A 22,969-nucleotide genomic window follows, 5' to 3' on the forward strand; every position below is an offset into this window, starting at 1 on the left:
CTCCCCCCTCCCGGAAGGCGGCCGGCGACGCTCAGCGACGCCGTACCGCCGGCTGACCACCTCCAGTGAGAAACGGAACCTCCAATGAAGAAGGCCCTCCTCGCCCTGCTGCCGGCAGCGGCGCTCGCCCTGACCGCGTGCGGCGGCGGATCGGACTCCGGTGCCGCGGCGAACGACTCCCGTGGCCCCATCACCATCTGGTACTCCAACAACGCGCAGGAAGTCGCGTGGGGCAAGAGCATGGTGGCGGCCTGGAACGCCGCCCACCCCAAGGAGAAGGTGAGCGCCCAGGAGATCCCCGCCGGCAAGAGCTCCGAGGAGGTCATCGGCGCGGCGATCACCGCCGGTAACGCGCCGTGCCTGGTGCTCAACACCGCCCCGGCGGCTGTGCCCGGCTTCCAGAAGCAGGGCGGCCTGGTCGCGCTGGACGACTTCCCCGACGGCAAGCAGTACCTGCAGTCCCGTGTCGGCGACCGGCTCGCGCAGTACGCCTCGCCGGACGGCAAGTACTACCAGCTGCCGTGGAAGAGCAACCCGGTGATGATCTTCTACAACAAGGAGCTCTTCAAGAAGGCCGGACTGGACCCGGAGCACCCCGAGCTGACGTCCTACCAGGACTTCCTGGACACCTCGCGCAAGCTCGTGCACAGCGGGGTGGCCAAGGCCGCCATCTGGCCCGCGCCGACCTCGGAGTTCTACCAGTCCTGGTTCGACTTCTACCCGCTGTTCGCGGCAGGGACCGGCAAGCAGCTCGTCGAGGACGGCAAGGCGCAGTTCGCCTCGCCCGAGGGCATCAAGTCCGCCCAGATGTGGAAGACCATGTACTCCGAGGGCCTCGCCCCCAAGGAGACCTTCAACGGCGACGCCTTCGCCGAGGGCAAGGCCGCGATGGCCACCGTCGGTCCCTGGGCGGTCTCCGTCTACGGCGACAAGGTCAAGTGGGGTGCCGTGCCGGTGCCGACCGCCGACGGCGCGGCCGGCAAGGGGACCTTCAGCGACGAGAAGTCCATCGGCATGTACTCCTCCTGCAAGAACCGGGCGACCGCCTGGGACGTCATGAAGTTCGCCACCGGCAAGGAGCAGGACGGCAAGCTCCTGGAGGCGACCGGCCAGATGCCGATGCGCCAGGCGCTGGCGTCGGCCTACCCGTCGTACTTCGCGTCCCACAAGGAATACGAGGCCTTCGCGCAGCAGGCGGAGCACACCATCGAGGCGCCGAACGTGCCGAACTCGGTCGAGATCTGGCAGACCTTCCGCGACGCGTACACCAAGTCCGTCATCTTCGGCAAGGGCGACCTCACGAGCACCTTCAAGGATGCCGCGGGCAAGGTCGACAAGCTGGCAGAGAACCAGTGACGCGCTGCCATGACCTCAACCACTCATGACACCCACGGCCCCGGGCGCACCGCGCCCGGGCGCGGGAGGACGACCGCGGGCCGATCGTGGCGACTGTGGCTCGGCGGGCACCAGCCCATCGGGATGCTGTTCGTCTCCCCGTACGTGCTGTACCTGGCCGCGATCTTCATCTATCCGCTCGGCTTCGCCGTGTGGATGTCCTTCCACGACTACTTCTTCGCCGCCCCGGGCGTGTCGGTCGACCGGCCCTTCGTCGGGCTGGAGAACTACACCACGGTCCTGACGGACCCCGCCGTCTGGCGCTCCTTCCTCAACATCGCCGTCTTCCTCGTCATCAACGTGCCGCTGACGGTGGTGGGTTCGCTGGTTCTCGCCAGTGCACTGAACAAGAAGCTGCCGTTCCGTTCCTTCTTCCGGACGGCGTACTACATCCCCTACATCACGGCCAGTGTGGCGGTCGTAGGTGTGTGGATCTTCCTGTTCAACTCCAACGGCCTGGTCAACCAGGCTCTCGGCCCACTGGCTCCGGACCCCTCGTGGCTGGTGAACTCCCATCTGGCGATGCCGGTCGTCGCGGTCTTCGTCGCCTGGAAGCAGTTGGGCTTCTTCGTGGTGCTGTATCTCTCGGCGCTGCAGAACGTACCGAACGAGTTGTACGAGTCGGCGGCCCTGGACGGCGCGGGCCGGTTCCGGACGTTCCGGTCGATCACGGTGCCCGCCGTGCGTCCCGCCACGCTGCTGGTCCTGGTCCTGGCCACGATCACCGGAGCCAACCTGTTCACCGAGCCCTATCTGCTCACCAGCGGTGGCGGACCGGACGGAGCGACCACCTCACCCGTGCTGCTCATGTACCAGCGGGGTCTGCAGCAGGGGCACCCCGATGAGGCAGCCGCCATCGGTGTGATCCTCGTCGTACTGATCACGGCCATTTCGCTCGTCTACCGCCGATTCCTGGAGAGGGACTGAGATGGCCGCAGACGTCACACCCTCGGACACGAGGAAGCACCGGCGCACGGCGCGCGCCACGGGATCCGCGTCCAGGTCGCTGTGGTCGAGGCTGGCACTGCTCGTCGGGGCGTTCGCCTTCCTCTTCCCCTTCTACTACATGGTCATCGGCTCCTTGCAGAAGGAGCCCGACTCGAGCCCGAGCGGAGCGTTCCCCGATCCGGGGAACCTGAGCCTGCACAACTACGCCGCGATCAACTCGGCCATCTCGCTGGGGCGTTCGCTGGTGAACTCCGGGATCTTCACCGGCGGTGTGATCGTCTGCACTACGGTCTTCGGACTCCTCGCCGGATACGCGCTGGCGCGGCTGCAGTTCCGGGGCCGGGGCACCACCTTCGCCCTGGTGCTGCTGGTGCAGGTCATCCCCTTCCAGCTGCTGATGATCCCCCTGTATGTGCTGATCGTTCGCGACTACGGCCTGGCCGACTCATATCTGGGCATGATCCTGCCCTTCGCGATCAACACCACCGCCGTCTTCATCTTCCGGCAGTTCTTCCTGCAGCTGCCGCCTGCGATGTTCGAGGCGGCGCGCATGGACGGGGCCGGCGAACTGCAGATCCTCTTCCGCATCGCGCTGCCGCTGTGCAAGCCGGCCCTGCTCTCGGTGGTGCTGCTCAGCTTCACCGGGCCCTGGAACGAATTCCTCTGGCCGTTCCTCGTCACCAAGCGGCAGGACATGCAGCCGCTGGCCGTGTCCCTGGCCAACTACATCAGCACCGTCGCCTCGGCCGCCGCCAATCCGTTCGGCGCCATCCTCGCCGGGGCGTGCGTGCTCGCGGCCCCCGCGGTGGCGCTCTACATCGTCTTCCAGCGCCGCTTCACCTCCACCGACATCGACTCAGCAACGAAGGGCTGAACACCCGTGTCCCACAGCACCACCACCCCCATCCCCTACCGTCTCACCCGGGTCGGCGTCGTGATGTCCCCACTGCCCGGCAACTCCGACGAGGTGGAGGGTGTGCTCAACCCCGCCTCCGGCCGCACCCCCGACGGCAGGCTCCACCTGCTGCCGCGGCTGGTCTCGGCAGGCAACGTGTCCCGGGTCGGCCTCGCGGAGGTGACCGTCGAGGACGGTGTGCCCACCGGGGTCGAGCGCCGCGGTGTGGTCCTGGCCCCGGACGAGGGCTGGGAGCGCGGCAAGAACAACGCCGGTGTGGAGGACCCCCGCACCACCTGGATCGAGGACCTCGGATGGCATGTGATGTCGTACGTGGCGTACGGCCCGCTCGGCCCCAAGCCGGCGCTCGCCGTCTCCGAGGACCTGGTGCACTGGGAGCGTCTGGGCCCCATCCAGTTCGAGTACCAGCCCGACCTGGACACCGACCTCAACCTCTTCCCGAACAAGGACGTCGTGCACTTCCCCGAGCCCGTGCCGGGCCCGGACGGTGAGATGTACTTCGCGATGCTGCACCGCCCGATGTGGGACCTCGGCTGGTTCCGGCCCGGTGAGGGTGTGCACCTGCCCGCCGGTGTGACCGACGAGCGCCCCGGCATCTGGATCTCCTACGTCCCCGTCGCCGAGGTCAAGCAGGACATCCGCGCACTGACCCGGCCGCGCCACCACCGCCTGGTCGCGCTGTCCGAGCACCCTTGGGAGGAGCTCAAGATCGGTGCCGGCCCGGCTCCGATCCGTGTCGAGGAGGGCTGGCTGCTCATCCACCACGGTGTCTCCGGCACCATCGAGGATCCGTTCGCCCAGGTGCAGACGGTCCACTACGCGGCCGGTGCGATGATCCTCGACCCCGCCGACCCGGCCCGGGTGCTCTCGCGTACCACCGAGCCGCTGATGGCCCCGGAGACCGAGGAGGAGCGTTCCGGCACCGTGCCGAACGTGGTCTTCCCGACCGCCATCGAGGAGATCGACGGCGTGCGGTACGTCTTCTACGGCATGGCCGACGCGCACATCGGCGTGGCCCGGCTGGACCGGTCCGAATGACCGTCGTCCCCGACGTGGGTCTTGCGCTCGTCGGCTGCGGCGGCTTCGGCGCGTATGTGCTGGACGCGGTGCGCGACATCGCCGGTCTGCGGGTCGTTGCGTGTGCCGACCCCGACGGGGAGCGCGCCCGCGTGCTGGCTGAGCGGCACGGCGCGCAGGTCGCCGCGTCCGTCGAGGAGGTGGTGGGGATCCCGGAGGTCGACGTGGTGGTCCTCGCCACCCCGCCGGCCGCCCACGCGGACGGTGCCGTGACCGCTCTGCGCGCGGGCAGGCACGTGTTCTGCGAGAAGCCGGTCGCCGTCACCCTCGAGGCCGCCGCACGTGTCGCCGAGGAGGCGAGCCGTGCGCCCGGTGTGTTCGCGGTCGACCATGTGCTGCGCTACAACCCGATCCTGCGGCTGCTCCAACGGCTGGGCGAGGAGGGGTTGCTGGACCCGTTGCGCCGGTTCCTCTTCGAGAACGACGCCTCCGACGAGGATCTCGGCCCGGACCACTGGTTCTGGGACCCGGCGCTCAGTGGTGGCATCCATATCGAGCACGGTGTGCACTTCTTCGACGCCGCGGCCGCCCTGATGGGCACGGACCCGGTTGCGGTCCACGGCACCGAGGTGCGACGGGACGGCGGTCCGGTGGACATCGTGGTGGCCACCGCGACCCATCCCGGCGGGAGCGTGGCGACACACACCCACTCCTTCACCCACGCCCATCGCGCCGAGCGGCAGTTGATGCGTCTGGACTACGGCTTCGCCGAGGCCCGGGTCACCGGCTGGATCCCCACCTTCGCGACGGTCACTGCCTGGACCGATGAGGCGGGCGCCGCTCGTTGGGCGCAACTGCCGGAGCGGGCCGACGAGTTGCTCGCGGTCCCCGGGCTGCGTCCGCACGGGGGCGAGCGGATCACGGTGTCCGTGCGGCGTGACGCCGGCTCGGACCGCCCGGCCCTCGGCCGGGGCGTGCGGCGCGTCGTCCCGCACCGGGTCGACGTCGTGATCGACCTGGGCGGCGAGGAGCGCAAGCCGCACGTCTACGCCGAGAGCGTACGGGCGGCCATGACCGACCTGCTGCACTGCGCGGCGCACGGCGGCACTCCGGTGGCCGACGCCCGCGCCGGTCTCACGGCAGTCGCCGTGGCCGAGGCCGCGACCCGGTCGGCGGAGAGCGGCCGCACCCTGCCGGTGACCGTGCCCTCCCGCAGCTCCGTGGGTGCATCGGCATGACCGCGGTCCCGACCGCCGGTGCGGGTGGCCCCGTGGCGGGCCCGGGCCCCACCCGGCCCGCCATCGGCGGGTCGGGTGGGCCGGACCGCGCCGCCCCGTGGTGGCGCGATGCCGTCTGCTATCAGATCTATCCGCGATCCTTCGCCGACAGCGACGGGGACGGCATCGGCGACCTGGCCGGTGCCGCGGCGCGACTCGGGCATCTGCGCCGACTCGGGGTCGACGCCGTGTGGATCACCCCGTTCTATCCGTCGCCGCTCGCGGACGGCGGCTACGACATCGCGGACCACACCGGGGTGGCGCCCGACCTCGGAACACCGGCGGACTTCGACGCCCTGGTGGAGCGGGCCCATGAACTGGGCATCAAGGTTCTGGTGGACCTGGTCCCCAACCACACCTCCGACCGGCACCCATGGTTCCGCGAGGCGGTCGCCGCCGGGGCGGGCTCGCGCGCCAGGGAGCGATACGTCTTCCGGCCCGGTCTCGGCGTGGACGGTCAACTGCCCCCGAACGACTGGCAGTCCGCGTTCGGTGGTCCCGCATGGACCAGGATCCGCGAACCCGACGGGTCTCCCGGCGAGTGGTACCTGCATCTGCACGCGCCCGAGCAGCCGGACCTGAACTGGCGTGACGGCGAGGTCGTCGCGGACTTCGAACGGATCCTGAAGCACTGGCTGGACCGCGGCGTGGACGGCTTCCGGGTCGATGTCGCCCACACCCTGTTCAAGGCGGAGGGCCTGCCCGACGCAGGTCCGGGCCAGCACCAGGACGTCCATCGCAACCATCTGATGCCCTACTACGACCAGGAGGAGCTGCACCCGCTCTTCAGGACGTGGCGCACCCTGCTGGACACCCACCCCGCGCCCGCCGGCGCCGTACCGCCCGGCGAACGCGTGATGGTGGCGGAGGCCGGCATCTTCGAACCCGACCGGCTGGCTCGCTACGTCAGCCCCGGCGAGATGCAGCAGACCTTCAACTTCGCCTTCCTGGAGTGCCCGTGGGACGGTACGGCGATGCGGGACGTGATCGAGCGGTCCGCCGCCGCCATGCAGGCGGTGGGGGCGCCGGTCACCTGGGTGCTCTCAAGCCATGACGCGGTCCGTCCGGTCTCGCGCTACGGCGGCGGCCCGGTCGGCGAGCGCCGGGCGCGCGCCGCGGCGCTGCTGATGCTCGCACTGCCCGGCGCGGCGTACGTCTACCAGGGGGAGGAACTCGGGCTGCCGCAGGCCGAACTCCCCGACGACCGGCTGCGTGACCCGCTGTGGGAGCGCTCCGGCCACCGGGAACGCGGCCGGGACGGGGCCCGGGTACCCCTGCCCTGGGAGGGTGGGGCCCCGCCGTACGGCTTCAGCACCGCCGCTCCCGGGGACTGCTGGTTCCCCCAGCCCGAGGACTGGGCGGAACTGACCGCTGCGGCACAGGAGAACGACGGCGGTTCCATGCTGGCGCTGTACCGCAGGGCGCTGCGGCTGCGGCGCGACCACCCGGCCTCGGACGCGGCACTGAAGCCCGAGGGTCCCGACAGCGGCGCGTGGTTCGCCTTCGAGCGCGGCGCAGGGCTGCGGTGCGTGGTGAACTTCGGCGCACAGCCGCTGAGGCTGGACGACCGCGCCGAGGTGCTGCTCTCCAGCGCACCGCTCGTAGGCCGCTGCATCCCACAGGACACGGCCGTATGGCTGAAGCACAAGGAGCACGACCAGTGAGTGACACAACCGGTGTCGACCTCTCGGGCCTGGTGAAGGCCTACGACATCCGCGGAATCGTTCCCGATCAGCTCGACGAGGACCTCGCCCGGCTGTTCGGGGCGGCCTTCGTCGAGACGACCGGCGCGGACGCGATCGTCACCGGGCACGACATGCGCCCCAGTTCCCCCGGCCTGGCACGCGCCTTCGCCGAGGGAGCGGCCGGGCGCGGCGCCGACGTGACCGAAATCGGCCTGTGCTCGACCGACGGGCTGTACTTCGCCAGCGGCGCACTGCAGCGCCCCGGCGCGATGTTCACCGCGAGCCACAACCCTGCCCGCTACAACGGCATCAAGCTGTGCCGGGCGGGCGCGGCACCGGTCGGCCAGGACACCGGTCTGCGGGAGATCCGCGCCCTTGTGGAGCGCTGGTCGGCCGAAGGAGGGCTGCCCGGGAGCGGGCGCGCGCAGGGCTCCATCACCTCCCGGGACATGCTCGGCGACTACGCCGCCCATCTCCTGGGACTGGTGGACCTGTCCGCCGTCCGCCCGTTGAAGATCGTGGTGGACGCGGGCAACGGCATGGCCGGCCTCACCACTCCCGCCGTCTTCCGCGACCTGCCGGTGGAGGTCGTCCCGATGTACTTCGAACTGGACGGCACCTTCCCCCACCACGAGGCCAACCCGCTGGACCCGAAGAACATCGTCGACCTCCGGCACCGGGTGCGCGAGACCGGGGCCGACATGGGCCTGGCCTTCGACGGTGACGCCGACCGCTGTTTTGTCGTGGACGAACGCGGCGAGGCCGTCCCGCCGTCCACGGTGACCGCCCTGATCGCGGCCCGGCTGCTGACCGACCGCCCGGGAAGCACCGTCATCCACAATCTGATCACCTCACGGGCGGTGCCCGACGTGGTGCGCGAACACGGGGGCACTCCGGTGCGCACCCGTGTCGGGCACTCCTTCATCAAGGCCGAAATGGCCCGCACCGGAGCGTTGTTCGGCGGCGAGCACTCCGCGCACTACTACTTCCGCGACTTCTGGTCCGCCGACACGGGCATGCTGGCGGCCCTGCACGTCGTCGCCGCCCTCGGCGCAGCGCCCGGTCCGCTGTCCGCGCTGGTCGCCCAGTACCAGCGCTATGCGGCGTCCGGCGAGATCAACAGCGTGGTCGACGATCAGCAGCACACCGTCACCGCGGTCCGCGAGGCCTTCGCCGACCGGGACGGAGCGACCGCCGACGAACTCGACGGCCTGACGATCAGTGCCGCCGACTGGTGGTTCAACCTGCGGCCCTCCAACACCGAGCCCTTGCTGCGGCTCAATGTGGAGGCCCGCGACGCGGACACCGTGGCCCGGCTGCGGGACGAGGTGCTGGCGATCGTCCGGGCCTGAGCGCGGACGGGGCCCTACGGCCCTGTCGAGGAGGGAGGGAGCCGGTACGGACACAGGCTCCCGCCCTCGTCGCCGGCTCTCAGGCGGGGCGTGTCCCCTTGAGCGCCTCGACGATCAGGCCGGTCACCAGGTCCGGCGCGGTGACCAGCGGCATGTGGTCGGTGGGCGCCGACCTCACCGTCGCGTTGATTCGTTCCGCCATGTAACGCTGGGTGTCCGCCGTGATCATGCGGTCCTCCTCCGCGAGGAAGTACCAGGCCGGACGGTCCTTCCACGCGGGCCTTCCCACGGCGGTGCCGATGGCCGCCGCGGCGATGGGCCTCTGCACGGAACGCAGCACATACTGCTCCTCGCCGGAGGCGTTCTGCGCGAACGCCTCGGCGAACGCGTCGTCCGGAAGCCAGACGAACCCGTCGGAGTCCGGTGTGAGGTGCGGGGCTTTCGGATGGGGCGTCCCACGATAGAACACATCGGCCACGGTCTCGCCCTCGTCGGGAGCCAGTGCGGCGACGTAGACCAGTCCCCTCACCAGGTCGGCCGGCAGCGAGCCGATCACGGCTCCCGCGTAGGCGTGCCCTACCACGAGAGCCGGTCCGTCGGCTCTGCGCACGGACCGCTCGAGGGCGGCGATGTCGTCGCCGAGGGACGTCAGCGGCAGCGGAGCGGCGCAGGCGTCCACGCCCTCGTCCCACAGCCGCCGGATCACCGGACCCCAGCTCGACCCGTCGGCCCACGCCCCGTGGACCAGCACGACGGGGGTTCTGCGCGCAGTAGGCGAATCACCGTTCATGTCCGTCCTTTCCGTCCGCGCTTGTTTTCAGGCCTTGAGGTTCCGGGCCAGGAAGTCGGTGATGAGCGCGGCTGCCTCGTCGAGTGCGCTCTCCAGGAGGAAGTGGCCTCCCTCCAGGAGGTGGATCTCGGCGTCCGGCACGTCCTGGGCGAAGGCCTCGGCTCCCGCGGGCCCGAAGATGGGGTCGTTCTTCCCCCATACCGCGAGCAGCGGCGGCCGGTGCTCCCGCAGATAGGCGTGGAGGTCCGGATACAACGGCGGGTTCGTGGCGTAGTCGCGGAACAGCTTGAGCTGGATCGCGTCGTTGCCGGGGCGTGAGAGCAGCTGGTAGTCGTGGTGCCATGTGTCGGGGCTGACGACGCTCTCGTCGGCGACGCCCGTCAGGTACTGCCACTTGGTGACGTCGAGGGTGAGCGCGCTGCGGATCGCCGCCTCCGTCTGCGGGGTCTGCTCGCGCTGGTAGTCCCGGACCGTCTTCCAGAACCCCTCGACGAACCCCTCGTCGTAGCCGTTGCCGTTCTGGGTGACGACGGCTGTGACCGCATCCGGGTCGTTCATCGCCAGACGCCAGCCGATGGGCGCGCCGTAGTCCTGGACGTACATGGCGTAGCGGCGGATGCCGAGGTGGTCGAGCAGTCCCTTGGTCAGGTCGGTCAGAGCGTCGAAGGTGTAGTCGAATTCATCGGCGCTCGGCGCGTCGGACAGGCCGAAGCCCAGGTGGTCCGGCGCGATCACGTGGTACCGCTCGCCCAGGATCGGGATGAGGTTGCGGAACATGAACGAGCTGGTCGGGAAGCCGTGCAGCAGCACGACGGCGGGCGCATCGTGCGGCCCTGCCTCACGGTAGAAGATCTGCCGGCCTCGCACGGTCGCGTACCGGTGGTGAACAGTAGCCATGAGTAACCCCTTTAGTCGCTTTTGATGGTTAGATTCAAGCGGACGAGCTGTAACCTGTCAACATGACTATGATGGTTAGAGAGGTATCGGGGTCGCAGGCCGGCGCTTCCACGAGGCGGCCCCAACGCCGCACTCGGGGGCGACACGGATTCGTGCCGGGTCCACAGCGGATCGATCCGTCCCAGGCCACCGCCCTCTTCGAGCGGGACCAAAACCCGGACCCATGCGGTGCCTTCGTTCGCCGACGGATCACCAGGGGGGCGGCAAACCCTCGCCCCGTGCCCGAATATCGGCGACCGGGCCATGGGCCCCAAGGCACCATTGGGGTGAGAAGACCCGGGCCCTGCCACTGCCGGACTCGCCGGCGACGCCGTACCCGCGACGACTCGCAGACGGTCACCGGGCGGGCTGCCGGTTCCGCGAGTCCGAGGGCGGTTGACGCTTTCCGCGCCCTTCCGTAGTGGTGCGGGCGGTCGTCACCAGCAGGATCTCGACGTCGAAACGGCTGACGAGGTTCCTGCGGTCCTCGAAGTGCTCGGCGACCTCGTGACGTTCCCGTGCGCGGACGAACTCGGCGCTTGGTTCATGCAGTTCGGCGACGACCCGCGCCGCTCGGGCCCGGCTGCGGTCGGCACGGGCGGCAGGGCGGCCGTCCGATTCCGGCTCCGGCGCGGCCGGTCCTCTTCGGAACCACGCGCCCACTCGGCCGGGGCGGGCACCGGCGGCTGAAGGCGCTGCGCGCCGGACCGGTGTGGCGGGTCCGACGGCACCGGAAACAGCGCCCCGGCCGTGCCGAGCGGCCGCTGAACCGTCCATCGGTCGCCGGAAGAGGCCATGTCGACGCCGACATGGGCGGCCCGGCCACGATGCTCCCGCATCGTGGCCGAGCCGCCCTCAACTCCGTGTCGTGCTGCCCCCCGGTCAGCACGACACGCTCTTTCAGTGTCGCGTCACAGCACCCTGCGGGTCGCGGGCTGCGATCGCCCCGAGCCGGCGCAGGTCTTCGGTGAGCGCGCCGCTGCGGTCGACATGGGTCCTGACGAGCCGCCCCACGACCCAACGGAACCAGCGCGGTGTGCTTCTCATCCGGTAGGTCTGCACCAGCCGTGTCCCGGTGCCGACCGGCTCCAGAGCGATGGTCCAGTCCGTACTGTCGGGGAACAGCGGGGTCGGTAGGGTGCGCCACGTGATGAGGTGCGGGGCCTCGAGCGCGATGATCTCGCAGGACCGACTCCACCGCAGCCGGCCGGCCCGGTTGTAGCCGCGGAACCGCACTCCGGGCGCCGCCGCGGTCGCCCCGCGCAGCCAGACGACCCGGAGGCATTCATGACTCCACTCACTGGTCCGGGTGACGTCCTCGACGACACGCCAGACGGCCTCGACCGACGCGTCGACGATCACCTCCGTCCGGCATGTCCGGGCCACGCTCCGACTCACTTCGATACCGCCCACCCTGTACTCCCCCTCGAGCCCGCGTCCATCGCTGTCATGTGTCGAGCAGCCGGTCGATGACACCGGCCGCCCACTCCTCGTACTGCTGCGGCGTCCAGCCCGAGATGCCGGTGAGCAGGTGGTAGACCTCGACGCCGAGGACCGCCCACGCCCCGTCGCGCTCCTCACGGGTCACCTCGCGCCCCGCGACCCGGGTCATGCCCTGCTCGATGCTGATCCGCCTGCGCTGCTGGTTCTCACGCAGCCTCTGGGCCAGATCGCCGTTCGAGGCAGCCGCCTCACGGAGTGCGAGATGCACACCCGCGGTCCGCTCGTGGATGGCGGTGACCAGCCGGGCGGCCGCCGCGATCCGCTCCTGCCGGGTCCCGGAGCCGAGCAGGGCGAACTCGGGCCGATCCGCCAGCGCCTCGGGCTCCGCGTCGCCGACCACGGCGACGTCCAGGGCCGCCATCAGCAGATCGCTCTTCGACCGGAATCCCGTGTACACCGTCTCGACCGAGACACCCGCCTCGCGGGCGACGTCCCGCATCCCGGTCGCCGCCCAGCCGCGCTCCGCGAACAGCCGCACGGCCGCGGCGAGCACCGCCGCCCGTGTCTCCCCGGCCTGCTGTTCACGGCGCGGGGAGCGGTACTGACGTCGCGCCCGGGGCGCCTGCTCCGCCGCCATCAGCGCCCCACGACACTCTGCGCCGGGACCTGCGGTCGCCACCAGGCCGCCACCCGGCGGCGGTAGGCCCGGGCGAAGCCGTGCAGCAGGACGAACCGCGGCAGCGGCGGCACGAGGTGGACCACGATCCGGTATCCCTCGGGGTCCAGGCCGTCGAGCAGCCAGTGCCCCTCCATCCCCAACTGCCCGAAGGACTTGGGCTTCACGTTGTACTTCTGGTCCCAGGCATGCCAGTCGGCCTGGGAGAGGTTCGCCGCCACGACCGGCATGCCCTGCTCCACCTCGCGCTCCAGGTGCGGTACGAGCACGGTCGTCAACGCGTCGAGTGCCGCGAGGAGTTCGATACGCGACTCGTCGGTGGCCGATCCCGCGTACCGCCGGGCGGCGACCGTCAGCGCCTCGGCCGCCGGCTCGATCCGGCGGTGGTCGGCGTCCAGCGAGTCCAGGAGCGGCACCGCCGCCGGGTCGCGCTCACGGACCAGCGGCCACAGACCCTCGTCCTCGCCGGTGTGGTGCGCATGCAGAACCTCCATCAGCCACACGACGTGCTCGCCCAGTGCGCGCGCCCGCCGGTGCTCCGGACACGGCTCGGCGGTCAGCACCGTACGGGCACGGTCCAGGTCGCGGCACAGCGCACCGTGCACGATCCCCATCATCCGCGTGTCCGCCCGGCTCGAATCCGTTCCCATCTCGCCCTCCCCCTGGTTGCCTCGAGATCGAGACTAGAACGCACCTGCTTTCTCTACAAGCCCGTTCCAGTGAAATCTGCGACCGTGGACACCGTCGATCCGCGCAGAGCTCGCGAGGCGGGCCCGGAGGCAGACCCGGAAGGGCGCCGGCCGGCCACGGTTCAGGACCACGGATGGTCGGGCGCACCGTCGACGCGACGGACACCGTCGTGGTCGTCCATCCAGCTCGGGCGTGTGGTCAGGAAGGACAGATCCTCGTTCCGACCCTCCGTCATGATCCGTAGCCTCGCCCCCTCTTCGTCGGTCAGCGCGGTGAACCAGGACGTCAGGTCGTCGTCGCCGCTCGTCCAGTCGATGCGCTCGTGGAAGCGGTGGAACCAGTACGTTCCGCAGGAGGTGCACTGCTGCAGCGACTCCATGTCGTGGTGCGACGCGTACAAGGTGCGCACGACGCCCAGTTCGGGGGTGCGACAGCAGTCGATGAAGTCAGGTGTGTTCACGGAGTCCCTGGTCCTTCGCTTCGCCGATGGTTTCCGTCGGCGATCAGTCGACCAGATCCGGGCGGACGCCGGGAGATCCTGAATGTTCCGGGTACGGGCCGGCCGCCATGACCGACGACCGGGGGCGAGCGACCCGCTGGGCACACGGAGGACGACTGCCATCGTCGAACAGGCGTGTGGTGGAAGGGACCGCCCGGGGCTCGCCTTGCGAACCCGTTCCGGAGGGGGCGATGCTGAAGAGGAGGCATGCCGGTTGATCGTATGGACCGGGCGCAGTGGGCTCGGAGCCCGCCGCCACCGCGGTGTACGCGGGCAGCGGGCTCTCGGTGAGGCCCGGCCGATCTCAGCCCGAGCGGACGGCGTGTCGCGTTCGTTGCGCCATGCCTGATCACCGGCCCTGTGCCGCCGGAGCCCAGAGGAGACGCCATGACGTCCGGCACCATCTCCGCGCAGATCACCGACTACGCCAATCGAGCCGATCCGTACCCGCTCTACGCGGAACTGCGCAAGACACCGGTCAGGCGGGAGGACGACGGCACCTACCTGGTCAGCACCTACCACGAGGTGCGGAGCCTCGCCAACGACCCGCGGCTGAGCAACGACACCCGCAACCGTCCGCCGGGCCACGCCCGCGCCGCGGAAGCGGAGGACACGGGCCTGCCGCCGAGCTTCATCTTCACCGACCCGCCGGTCCACGACCGGCTGCGCAACACCATCAACCGGCCGTTCGGCCCCCCGCACAGCCCCAGATTCCTCGACGACCTGCGCGGAGAACTGGCCGAGGTCGTCACCGAACTGCTCGACTCCTTCGAGGGCAAGGACCAGGTCGACATCGTCGACGACTTCGCCTACCCCCTTCCCGTCACCGCCATCTGCAAGGTCCTCGGCGTGCCGCGCGAGGACGAACCGCGCTTCCACGGCTGGGCCGATGCCCTGGCATCGTCACTGGATCCGCAGGCCGGCGAGGAGGGCCGGAAAAAGGGGCAGCAGGCGCGCCAGGACCTTGGCGCCTATCTGTCCGACCTGATCGAGACCAAACGCCGCCACCCCGGCCCCGGGATACTCAGCGCGCTCGCCCCCGACATGACACCGGAAGACCTGGAGGCCACCGCGGTACTGCTGCTGGTCGCCGGCCACGAGACCACCGTCAACGCCATCACCAACACGACCCTCACCCTGCTGCGCCACCCCGACGTCCTCGACCGGTTCCGGAAGGACCCGGACCTGGCCGTCCCGCTCATCGAGGAAGTGCTGCGGTACGAGCCCCCCGTCCAGTTCGTCCCGTGGACCACCACCCTGGCGGACATCGACGTCGCCGACACGACGATCCCCAAGGGCTCGCCGGTCTGGCTCATGCTCGCCGCGGCCAATCGCGACCCCAAACGCTTCAGGGACCCCGACCGGTTCGTTCCCGACCGCGAGGACAACGAGCACCTGGGCTTCTACACCGGCATCCACTACTGCTTCGGCGCCCCCCTCGCCCGTATCGAACTGTATCTGGCGGTGCCCGAGCTCTTCCGCCGGGTCAAGATGTCCCGGCTGCTCGAGGACCCCCCGCCGTACCGTGCCAACGCTGTGCTGCGCGGCCCCCGCCACCTTCCCGTGGCGATCGAGGGGCTCACGGACTGAATCACCGCCGCACTGCGCCGACCTGAGCGGCCCCACGGGGACGCCTCGAGCCACGGCCCCGCGCCCTGGGTCAGCGCAACCGGACCGGCAGCCGCTCCGGTCCCCTGATGAGCATGCCGCCCCGCCAGGTGATGGTGTCGGGATCGGTGTCGAGCGCGAGGCCGGGACAGCGCCGCAGCAGGGTGCCGATCGCGATCCGCCCCTCCAGTCGTGCCAGTGGCGCACCCAGGCAGTAGTGGACGCCGTGTCCGAAGGCCAGGTGCCCTCGCGCGTCACGCCGTATGTCGAAGCGCTCGCCGCCGGGGAAGCGCGCCGGATCACGGTCGGCGTCGGCCAGAGCCACAAGCACCAGTTCCCCGCCGCCCGGTATCACCGTGCCGCCGATCTCGACCGCAGTGGTGGTGAAACGGTAGGTCGGGGTCTCCACCGGCCCGTCGTAGCGCAGCATCTCCTCGACCGCGTTCTCCAGCAGTGCGGGCTCGGCGCGCAGGGCCGCGAGTTGCCCGGGGTGGGTCAGCAGGGCCAGGACACCGTTGGAGACGAGATTGACGGTCGTCTCGTGCCCGGCGACCAGGAGCAGCCAGACGGTGCCCAGCAGTTCACCGGCCGACAGCCGGTCGCCGTCCTCGTCCGTGACCCGGATCAGCGCGCTGAGCAGGTCGTCCTGCGGGTCCTGCTGTTTGCGGGCGATCAAGCCGGCGAGGTACTCGCTCGCCGCGGCCGCCATGGCCATCCGTTCATCCGCGTCCCGGGACGTCAGGGCAGTGTTGGACCAGCGACGGAACGCCTCGCGGTCCAGCGACGGAACGCCGATGAGCTCGCAGATGACGGCGATGGGCAGCGGGAACGACAGCGCTTCGACCAGATCGGCCCGACCGCCGGGGCGGGCGAGCGCGGCGTCCAGAAGCCCGTCGGTGATGTTCTGCACCCGTGGCTCGAGGGCCCGCACCCGGGCAGGCGTGAACTCCTTGGCGACCAGTTTGCGCAGTCGGGTGTGGTGCGGCGGATCGGAGTTCAGCATGTGCCGGCCGGCGGCGATGTTCGACACACCGAGGTCCGGGGAGGCCTGGGACCACTCCTTGGACAGGCTCGGATCCGTCAGCGCGGCGCGCCCCGCCTCGTGCCCCACGACGAGCCATGCGTCCGCGCCCTCGGGTATCCGCACCCGATGCACCGGCCCCTTGGCGCGCAGTGCCGCGTAGACCGGGTAAGGATCGCGGGTGAAGTCATGGCCGAGTCCGGCGAGGTCCACCAGATCACCGGCACCCCATAAGTCCTTCGCATATGCCACGTGCAGTCCGTCCTTCTGGTGGGCGAAACGCCGATCCGGTCTGCGGGTGCAAACGTATCCCCCGAGGCACCTCGATGCAGCGGCCGATCCGGCCAAACAGGGCCCCGGGGGCGGTCGGGCGACGGCGGCCACCGAAGGAGCCGGCCAACACGGTGCCCACCGGCCGGGGCGGTGCTCGTGTCGCGGTACTCCCCGGGGAGTAGCCGCAGCCGCACACCGCCCCACGCAGTACCCCTCGACTCGCCCTCAGGCGCGACGACTTGCCGTCCGGCCACCGGAAGTCTGGGAACACACCCGGAAACCACGGCGGAGGGAGCCCGAGACATGGGGGCGGCAGCGATCACGAAGCGGGGCGGACGACGGCCACGAGCCGTGCCATGGGTGGTGCTCGGGCTGTGGGTGGTCCTCTTCCTGCTGGCCGGGCCGTCCGCGGGGAAGTTCTCCGGAGCCCAGCAGAACGGGGCCGTCGACTATCTGCCCGACAGGGCGGACTCGACCCGGGTGGCCCGTGTCCAGAACGCGTTGCCGGGCGGCGAGTCGACCGATCTCGTCCTCGTCTACCACCGCGACGGCGGGCTCACCGCGGCCGACCGGCAACGGGCCGCCGACCAGGTGTCCGAGATCGGGACGACGTACGAACTGACGGGCCGGCCGAAGCCGATCGGGTCCCAGGACGGTGGCACCGTGATGTACGCGGTGTCCAGCACTCGGCCCGGGCAGGACGAGGACGCGCGCAACGCCTTCGTGGACGGCGTCCGCGACGTAGCGCGCGACGCCGACGGACTCAGCGTCGAGGTCGGCGGGCCTGGGGCCCTCACCACCGACATGAGCAAGGTGTTCGGCTCGCTCGACGGCACCCTGCTGTACGCGACGCTCGGTGTTGTCACCGTGCTGCTGATCCTCATCTACCGCAGCCCGTTCCTGTGGCTGGTGCCGCTGGGCGTCGCCGGGGCCGCCGCGGGCATGGCGATGGCCGGAGCGTATGGGCTCCACGAGGCTTTCGACATCACCATCAGCGGCCAGAGCGGCGGGGTGATGACCGTCCTCGTGCTGGGTGCGGGTACCGACTACGCGCTGCTGCTCATCTCCCGCTACCGCGAGGAACTGCGCCGCCACGAGCGGCCGTACGACGCCATGCGTGCGGCGCTGCGCGGCTGCGGCCCGGCGATCCTCGCCTCCTCCGGCACCGTGGCGGCGGGGCTGCTGTGTCTGCTCGCCGCCGACCTCAACAGCAGCAGCGGCATGGGGCCCGTCGCCATGGTGGGTGTCCTGTCGGCACTCGTCGCGATGACCACGTTGCTGCCCGCGCTGCTCGTCCTGCTCGGGCGCCGTGTCTTCTGGCCCCTGATCCCCGCCTTCGGCAGCGAGCCGCAGTCCCGCCGTTCGTTGTTCACCGCTGTGGGCTCCCTGACCGCACGCCGCCCCCTCATCGTGCTGGTCGCAGGGGCCGTGCTGCTCGGCGCCCTCGCCCTAGGCACGCTCAACCTGCCCGGAAGCCTCAGGCAGGCGGACTCCTTCACCGAGAAGCCCGAGTCCATCTCCGCCATGCAGACGCTGGCCCGTGCCTACCCCCGGCGCAGCAGTCAGCCGATCACCGTCGTCGCCCCGGCCGACCGCGCCTCGGCCGTGCTGGACAAGGTCCGTTCGACGGACGGGATCGCCGACGCCACGGCGGGTCGCAGCGGCGGTGGCTGGACCGAGATCTCCGTCCACGCCGACGCCGCCCCCGAGACACCCGGTGAGACCCGCACGATCGAGGCGCTGCGCGCCGGCCTCGACCGGTCCTACGGCGCCTATGTCGGCGGCCCCAGCGCGCAGCAGCTCGACCTCGCCGACAGCCAGGCCCGGGACCGCCGGGTCGTCGTACCGCTTGTCCTCGCCGCCGTGTTCGTCATCCTCGTGGGGCTGTTGCGCAGCCTCGTGGCACCGCTGATGCTGCTCGTCGCGGTGGTCGCGGTGTGGGGCGCGGCGCTCGGCATCGGCGGGCTGGTCTTCCACCCCCTGCTCGGCTTCGAGGGGACGGATCCGGGGCTGGGTCTGCTCTCCTTCGTCTTCCTGGTCGCCCTCGGCGTCGACTACGGCATCTTCCTGATGCACCGCATGCGCGAGGAGTCCCTGGCGGGCGCCGCGCCGCAGACGGCGGCGCTCACGGCCCTGCGCACCACCGGAGGGGTCATCGCCTCCGCGGGCGTCGTCCTCGCGGCGACGTTCGCCGTCCTCACCACGCTGCCGCTGGTGGGACTGGTCGAACTGGGCTTCGTGATCGCGGTCGGCGTACTCCTCGACACTTTCCTTGTCCGTACGTTCCTGGTGACGACGGCGAGCATGCTGCTGCGGCGGAGGGTGTGGTGGCCTGGCCGGCTCTCGCGCGAGCCCGAGCGGCCGGCTCCGCCGAAGGAGCCGCAACCCGTGACCGCCTCCTCGCACTGACCGACCGGTGCCCCTCCCTCCCGGAGGGGCACCCCCGTGGCGGAGGATGAGCCCGTGCAGGCAATCACGACATCGGTACGGCCCCGCCGGGGCGAGCGCATCGTCGCCGCACTCAACCGGGACCCGAGGACCGCACCGCACGGCGTGCGCAACGACGCGCTGCTCGCCGTGGCACTCGCCGTCTCGGCCGTGTGCCTCGGTCTGCTCACCGACCAGACCCGCCGCCCCGACGCGCTCGGCTGGACGCTGCTGCTCGCCGCCCACGTGCCGATCGTGTGGCGGCGGCGCCGTCCGCTGCTGGTGCTGGCGGCGGTGGTGGCGCTGGTCGCGCCGTACCACGCCCTGGACAACAACCACGGGGCGCCGCTCCCCGCCTCGTTCGTCGCCCTGTACACGGTCGCGGTCACCGGTCGTCCCCTGCGCACGATCCTGACGGGCACCGCCGTCCTCGGGATCGTGGTGAGCGTGATGCTCACGGTGAACGCCCATCAGGCGCTCGGGCTCCTGCGCGTCTCCGGCTGGGTGATCGCGGTGCTCTTCTTCGGCGTCGACGTCCGCTACTACCGTCACTACGTCGCCTCCATCGTCGAACGCGCGGAGCGCGCCGAACGCACCCGTGAGGAGGAGGCGCGCCGGCGTGTCGCCGAGGAGCGGGTTCGGATCGCGCGTGATCTGCACGACCTGCTGGCGCACAGCATCACCCTGATCGGGGTGCAGACCTCCGTGGCCGTCCATGTGCTGGCCGCCGATCCCGAGCGACTCGACCGCGCGGCGATCGCCCGGGCACTGGAGGACATCGCCGAGACCTGCCGCACGGCGCGCGGGGAACTGCGCACCACCCTCGATGTGCTGCGTGAGCAGGGCGCGGAGGGCGAGGCGCGCGGGCCGCTGCCCGGCGTCGACGGCGTCACCGACCTCGTGGGCGCGGCTCGGCTCGCCGGCGCCCGCGTCCGGCAGACCGTCCGGATCCGCCAGGTCCCGCCCGCCGTGGGTGCCGCCGCGTACCGCATCGTGCAGGAGGCGCTGACCAATGTCGTTCGGCACGCCGGACCGGAACCTCTCGTACGTGTCGAGCTCCACGAGAGGGACGGCGCCCTGCACGTGTCCGTGACCGACGACGGCACCGGGCCCACCCCCGGTCGAGTCCCCGGCTACGGGCTCGTCGGTATGCGGGAGCGGGCCCGCAGCGTGGGCGGCACCATCGACGCCGGGCCACGGACGCAGGGCGGTTTCGAGGTGGCCGCCGTCCTGCCGCTCATGACCACCGCCACCACCGGGGAAGGAGCCGGATGAGCATCCGCGTGCTGCTCGCGGACGATCAGACCCTGGTCCGCGCCGCGTTCGCCATGCTGGTCGAGTCGGCCCGCGACATGGAGGTCGTCGGACAGGCGGGCACGGGCAGGCAGGCGGTGCAGCTGGCCCGCGAGGCACGCGCCGACGTGGTCGTGATGGACATCCGCATGCCCGACCTGGACGGCATCGAGGCGACCCGGCTGATCGCCGCCGACGAGGATCTGGCCGGAGTGAAGGTGCTCGTCCTGACCACCTACGACACCGACGAGAACATCGTGGAGGCGCTGCGCGCCGGTGCCTCCGGCTTCCTCGTGAAGGACACCAGGCCCGCCGAACTCCTCGACGCCATCCGCACCGTGGTGGCCGGTGAGGCACTGCTGTCGCCGGGGCCGACGGCCCGGCTGATCGCACGCTTCCGCCGCAGTCCCGTCGCGCCCACGACGGGTGGACCCCAATGCCTGTCCGACCGTGAACGCGAGGTGCTCACTCTTGTCGCACGCGGCCTGAACAACACCGGGATCGCCGAGTCCCTGGGTCTGAGCCCGCTGACGGCCAAGACCCACGTCAGCCGGATCATGGGAAAGCTGAGGGCGCGGGACCGGGCGCAGCTGGTCATCGTGGCGTACGAATCGGGGCTGGTGACGCCGGGGGCCGGTAAGTGAGTCGGCCTGCTTCACAGGGCGTGACCGGCGCGGACGTGATCCAGGGCGCCTGCGCGTCACGCCCGGGACGTCACCCGCCCGGCCCATCGCAGAGAGCCTTCCGCGCCGTCGAGCACTTAGTGTCGCGGCAGGGGCCGATGTGAATCCCGGCCGCCGAATGCGCTACGACGCCTGCCGATCCCGGCGCATGCTCGCTCGGGTGCGCCGAGGTGGAGCAGAAGACCTGAGGAGACCCGCTGCCCATGTATGTCTTCGGATCACGACGACGCCTGCGACGCATCGCACTGTGCGCATCCACGGCCGCTTTCGCGGGCACGGCCCTGACGATCGGCGGCGGCACCGGGGCCGCCGCGCAGCTCACCGCTGCACCGGCGGCGAAGAGCAGCAAGCCCACCGTGGTGCTGGTGCACGGCGCCTGGGCGGACACATCGAGCTGGAGCGGCGAGGTCCGGATTCTCCGGCGCAAGGGATACGCCGTCCGCTCCATCGCCAACCCGCTGCTGGGCCTGACCAGTGACGCGCGCACGGTCGCCGGATTTCTGCGGAGCATTCCCGGGCCTGTCGTCCTGGTGGGCCATTCCTACGGCGGCTCGGTGATCACCAATGCCGCGGCCCAGAGCGGGAATGTGAAGGCACTCGTCTACGTCGACGCCGCCGCTCCCGCCGTCGGGGAGACCACCGGGTCGCTGAGCGGTTCCACATCCGCCCTGAACGCACCGGCGAGCAAGCTGTTCGACTCGGTGCCCTACGCCGACGCCCCGGCCGGAGCCGCCAATCTCTATCTCAAGAGGGACGTCTTCCTCAAGAGCTTCGCCAACAGCCTGCCGGTGCAACAGGCCACGGATCTCTGGGCCTCGCAACGAGCCGCCTCGACCGCCGCGTTCAGCACCACCTCCAAGTACGCGGCATGGAAGACCATCCCCTCCTGGTACTTCATCAGCAGCGGGGACCGGATCATCACGCCCGAATCGGAGATGAGGATGGCCCGGCGGGCCGGCTCGAAGGTCACCACGTTCCAGGGCGGCTCGCACCTCACTCTCATCTCCAATCCGGAGCCGGTCGCCAAGGTCATCGAATCGGCCATCAGCGCCGTGAAGTGAGGCCGTCCGTACCACCGCGCGCCGCCGGCCGAGGAGGTACGGCCGGTCGAGGCGATACGCGTGCGGGTGCCGCGACTCCCGCTCGGGGCACTTGACCGACATGATGCACGAGATGACGACGCACCCGTTTCACAACGTCACGCACGCGGCGGAACCCGCCGCCCTCCTCGACCGGTTGGGCACCGTGTTCCGGACGTTCGACGAACAGGACTCGGGCTGTGTGTCGTACGGGCTACTGGCGGACGGGCGGCGTTGGTTCGTGAAGACCGCCACGACCCCCGAGGGTCTTTCGTCCCTGCGACGGGCGGTGTCGCTGCACCGCAGCGTCTCGCACCCGGCCGTCGTCCCGCTGGTGCACTCCTTCACCACCGACGACGGCCTTGCGCTCGTCCACCCGTGGACGAGCGGGGAGGTCCTCTACCATCCGACCCGCTCGCGCCATGGGGGTCGCGCGGCTCCCGGAAGCCCGATGGCGCGCTTCAGAGCGCTGCCGCTCCCCGTTGTTCATGCCGCTCTCGACGCCGTCCTCGACGCCCATCTCGCCGTGGAGGCGGCCGGATTCGTCGCGGTCGACTTCTACGACGGCTGCATGCTGTACGACTTCGACGAGCATCGCATGGTGCTGTGCGACCTGGACGAGTACCGGGAGGGGCCGTTCGTCCTGGACGCGGACCGACTGCCGGGGTCGACACGCTACATGGCGCCGGAGGAGTCCGTGCGCGGAGCGCGGATCGACCTCCGTACCACCGTGTTCACCCTGGGCCGGGCACTGCGCCTCCTGCTGGACGCCGGGGACGACGAAGAGCACTGGCGCGGGACGCCCGAGCAGTTGGAGGTGGTCAGGACGGCCACCGCACGCGTTCCCCAGGACCGGTTCCCGTCCGTCCGCTCCCTCGCCGACGCCTGGCGGTCGGTTGTCTGAGCCAGGGGCCTGAGCCGGGGGCGGGAGTCGCTGCTTCGGTGCGGGTACCCGCGTTGC

Annotated in this window: 21 protein-coding genes; 13 read left to right on the plus strand and 8 right to left on the minus strand. The window is 70.7% G+C overall.

Annotated features, from left to right (window positions below; genetic code table 11):
- The first annotated feature begins 84 nt into the window (after positions 1-84).
- From ADL25_RS17110 to ADL25_RS17140, 7 genes are read left to right on the plus strand one after another with little or no spacing between them, the layout of a single operon-like run.
- Positions 85-1,356, plus strand: coding sequence for an extracellular solute-binding protein (locus ADL25_RS17110; RefSeq protein WP_059128609.1), 1,272 nt, complete (start codon positions 85-87; stop codon positions 1,354-1,356).
- Between the two features lie 9 nt (positions 1,357-1,365).
- Entirely contained in the window at positions 1,366-2,322 is a 957-nt protein-coding gene (locus ADL25_RS17115; protein WP_059128610.1) for a carbohydrate ABC transporter permease, read from the plus strand.
- 1 nt (position 2,323) lies between these two features.
- Positions 2,324-3,217 (plus strand): carbohydrate ABC transporter permease, encoded by an 894-nt coding sequence (locus ADL25_RS17120; RefSeq protein WP_079050416.1) that lies wholly within the window; start codon positions 2,324-2,326, stop codon positions 3,215-3,217.
- A 6-nt stretch (positions 3,218-3,223) separates the two neighbouring features.
- Positions 3,224-4,297, plus strand: a complete 1,074-nt coding sequence (locus ADL25_RS17125) for a glycosidase (protein WP_059128611.1) — start codon at positions 3,224-3,226, stop codon at positions 4,295-4,297.
- Positions 4,294-5,514, plus strand: a complete 1,221-nt coding sequence (locus tag ADL25_RS17130) for a Gfo/Idh/MocA family protein (protein ID WP_059128612.1) — start codon at positions 4,294-4,296, stop codon at positions 5,512-5,514. The genes ADL25_RS17125 and ADL25_RS17130 overlap by 4 nt, the downstream gene beginning before the upstream one ends.
- Entirely contained in the window at positions 5,511-7,217 is a 1,707-nt protein-coding gene (locus tag ADL25_RS17135) for a glycoside hydrolase family 13 protein (protein ID WP_079050417.1), read from the plus strand. Before ADL25_RS17130 ends, ADL25_RS17135 begins: the two co-directional genes overlap by 4 nt.
- Positions 7,214-8,590 (plus strand): phosphomannomutase/phosphoglucomutase, encoded by a 1,377-nt coding sequence (locus tag ADL25_RS17140; protein WP_234380947.1) that lies wholly within the window; start codon positions 7,214-7,216, stop codon positions 8,588-8,590. Before ADL25_RS17135 ends, ADL25_RS17140 begins: the two co-directional genes overlap by 4 nt.
- 79 nt (positions 8,591-8,669) lie before the next feature.
- On the opposite strand, the gene ADL25_RS17145 is transcribed toward ADL25_RS17140, so the two are convergent.
- The 7 genes from ADL25_RS17145 to ADL25_RS17175 form a co-directional block, all read right to left on the minus strand.
- The gene (locus ADL25_RS17145; protein WP_059128614.1) at positions 8,670-9,380 is read right to left on the minus strand and encodes an alpha/beta fold hydrolase; all 711 of its coding nucleotides are present in this window, start codon (positions 9,378-9,380) and stop codon (positions 8,670-8,672) included.
- Between the two features lie 27 nt (positions 9,381-9,407).
- Positions 9,408-10,277, minus strand: coding sequence for an alpha/beta fold hydrolase (locus tag ADL25_RS17150; protein WP_059128615.1), 870 nt, complete (start codon positions 10,275-10,277; stop codon positions 9,408-9,410).
- Between the two features lie 396 nt (positions 10,278-10,673).
- A complete protein-coding gene (locus tag ADL25_RS17155) occupies positions 10,674-10,979 on the minus strand; it encodes a hypothetical protein (RefSeq protein WP_059128616.1) in 306 nt (101 codons plus the stop codon).
- 237 nt (positions 10,980-11,216) lie between these two features.
- Positions 11,217-11,702 carry an SRPBCC family protein gene (locus ADL25_RS17160; protein WP_059128617.1) on the minus strand — a complete coding sequence of 162 codons (486 nt, stop codon included), beginning with the start codon at positions 11,700-11,702 and terminating at the stop codon, positions 11,217-11,219.
- Positions 11,703-11,763: 61 nt separating this feature from the next.
- Positions 11,764-12,396: a TetR/AcrR family transcriptional regulator gene (locus ADL25_RS17165; protein WP_063805664.1), complete on the minus strand. Its 633-nt coding sequence runs from the start codon at positions 12,394-12,396 to the stop codon at positions 11,764-11,766.
- Entirely contained in the window at positions 12,396-13,085 is a 690-nt protein-coding gene (locus tag ADL25_RS17170) for a hemerythrin domain-containing protein (protein WP_234380948.1), read from the minus strand. Before ADL25_RS17170 ends, ADL25_RS17165 begins: the two co-directional genes overlap by 1 nt.
- A gap of 161 nt (positions 13,086-13,246) precedes the next feature.
- Entirely contained in the window at positions 13,247-13,585 is a 339-nt protein-coding gene (locus ADL25_RS17175; protein WP_059128618.1) for a hypothetical protein, read from the minus strand.
- 426 nt (positions 13,586-14,011) lie between these two features.
- Between ADL25_RS17175 and ADL25_RS17180 the strand changes: the two genes are divergently transcribed.
- A complete protein-coding gene (locus ADL25_RS17180; protein WP_059128619.1) occupies positions 14,012-15,214 on the plus strand; it encodes a cytochrome P450 in 1,203 nt (400 codons plus the stop codon).
- Between the two features lie 70 nt (positions 15,215-15,284).
- On the opposite strand, the gene ADL25_RS17185 is transcribed toward ADL25_RS17180, so the two are convergent.
- Positions 15,285-16,505, minus strand: a complete 1,221-nt coding sequence (locus ADL25_RS17185) for a cytochrome P450 family protein (RefSeq protein WP_181923202.1) — start codon at positions 16,503-16,505, stop codon at positions 15,285-15,287.
- A 324-nt stretch (positions 16,506-16,829) separates the two neighbouring features.
- Between ADL25_RS17185 and ADL25_RS17190 the strand changes: the two genes are divergently transcribed.
- The 5 genes from ADL25_RS17190 (at position 16,830) to ADL25_RS17210 (ending at position 22,912) form a co-directional block, all read left to right on the plus strand.
- Positions 16,830-18,935, plus strand: coding sequence for an MMPL family transporter (locus ADL25_RS17190; RefSeq protein ID WP_079050419.1), 2,106 nt, complete (start codon positions 16,830-16,832; stop codon positions 18,933-18,935).
- A 54-nt stretch (positions 18,936-18,989) separates the two neighbouring features.
- Positions 18,990-20,228 (plus strand): sensor histidine kinase, encoded by a 1,239-nt coding sequence (locus ADL25_RS17195; protein WP_079050426.1) that lies wholly within the window; start codon positions 18,990-18,992, stop codon positions 20,226-20,228.
- On the plus strand, positions 20,225-20,890 hold the full coding sequence (locus ADL25_RS17200) for a response regulator transcription factor (RefSeq protein ID WP_059128622.1): 666 nt from the start codon (positions 20,225-20,227) through the stop codon (positions 20,888-20,890). Before ADL25_RS17195 ends, ADL25_RS17200 begins: the two co-directional genes overlap by 4 nt.
- A 242-nt stretch (positions 20,891-21,132) precedes the next feature.
- The gene (locus tag ADL25_RS17205) at positions 21,133-21,990 is read left to right on the plus strand and encodes an alpha/beta hydrolase (RefSeq protein WP_079050420.1); all 858 of its coding nucleotides are present in this window, start codon (positions 21,133-21,135) and stop codon (positions 21,988-21,990) included.
- A 112-nt stretch (positions 21,991-22,102) separates the two neighbouring features.
- The gene (locus ADL25_RS17210; RefSeq protein ID WP_059128650.1) at positions 22,103-22,912 is read left to right on the plus strand and encodes a hypothetical protein; all 810 of its coding nucleotides are present in this window, start codon (positions 22,103-22,105) and stop codon (positions 22,910-22,912) included.
- Positions 22,913-22,969: the final 57 nt, after the last annotated feature.

The sequence above is a fragment of the Streptomyces sp. NRRL F-5122 genome (genome assembly GCF_001507435.1).
Taxonomy (GTDB): domain Bacteria; phylum Actinomycetota; class Actinomycetes; order Streptomycetales; family Streptomycetaceae; genus Streptomyces; species Streptomyces lannensis.

Bases quoted from the DNA above. Each gene is read 5' to 3' on its own strand.
- ADL25_RS17110 (WP_059128609.1), top strand. From the start codon at position 85: ATGAAGAAGGCCCTCCTCGCCCTGCTGCCGGCAGCGGCGCTCGCCCTG.
- ADL25_RS17205 (WP_079050420.1), top strand. From the start codon at position 21,133: ATGTATGTCTTCGGATCACGACGACGCCTGCGACGCATCGCACTGTGC.
- ADL25_RS17200 (WP_059128622.1), top strand. From the start codon at position 20,225: ATGAGCATCCGCGTGCTGCTCGCGGACGATCAGACCCTGGTCCGCGCC.
- ADL25_RS17145 (WP_059128614.1), bottom strand. From the start codon at position 9,380: ATGAACGGTGATTCGCCTACTGCGCGCAGAACCCCCGTCGTGCTGGTC.
- ADL25_RS17115 (WP_059128610.1), top strand. From the start codon at position 1,366: ATGACCTCAACCACTCATGACACCCACGGCCCCGGGCGCACCGCGCCC.
- ADL25_RS17135 (WP_079050417.1), top strand. From the start codon at position 5,511: ATGACCGCGGTCCCGACCGCCGGTGCGGGTGGCCCCGTGGCGGGCCCG.
- ADL25_RS17210 (WP_059128650.1), top strand. From the start codon at position 22,103: ATGACGACGCACCCGTTTCACAACGTCACGCACGCGGCGGAACCCGCC.
- ADL25_RS17180 (WP_059128619.1), top strand. From the start codon at position 14,012: ATGACGTCCGGCACCATCTCCGCGCAGATCACCGACTACGCCAATCGA.
- ADL25_RS17170 (WP_234380948.1), bottom strand. From the start codon at position 13,085: ATGGGAACGGATTCGAGCCGGGCGGACACGCGGATGATGGGGATCGTG.
- ADL25_RS17150 (WP_059128615.1), bottom strand. From the start codon at position 10,277: ATGGCTACTGTTCACCACCGGTACGCGACCGTGCGAGGCCGGCAGATC.
- ADL25_RS17120 (WP_079050416.1), top strand. From the start codon at position 2,324: ATGGCCGCAGACGTCACACCCTCGGACACGAGGAAGCACCGGCGCACG.
- ADL25_RS17130 (WP_059128612.1), top strand. From the start codon at position 4,294: ATGACCGTCGTCCCCGACGTGGGTCTTGCGCTCGTCGGCTGCGGCGGC.
- ADL25_RS17190 (WP_079050419.1), top strand. From the start codon at position 16,830: ATGGGGGCGGCAGCGATCACGAAGCGGGGCGGACGACGGCCACGAGCC.
- ADL25_RS17165 (WP_063805664.1), bottom strand. From the start codon at position 12,396: ATGGCGGCGGAGCAGGCGCCCCGGGCGCGACGTCAGTACCGCTCCCCG.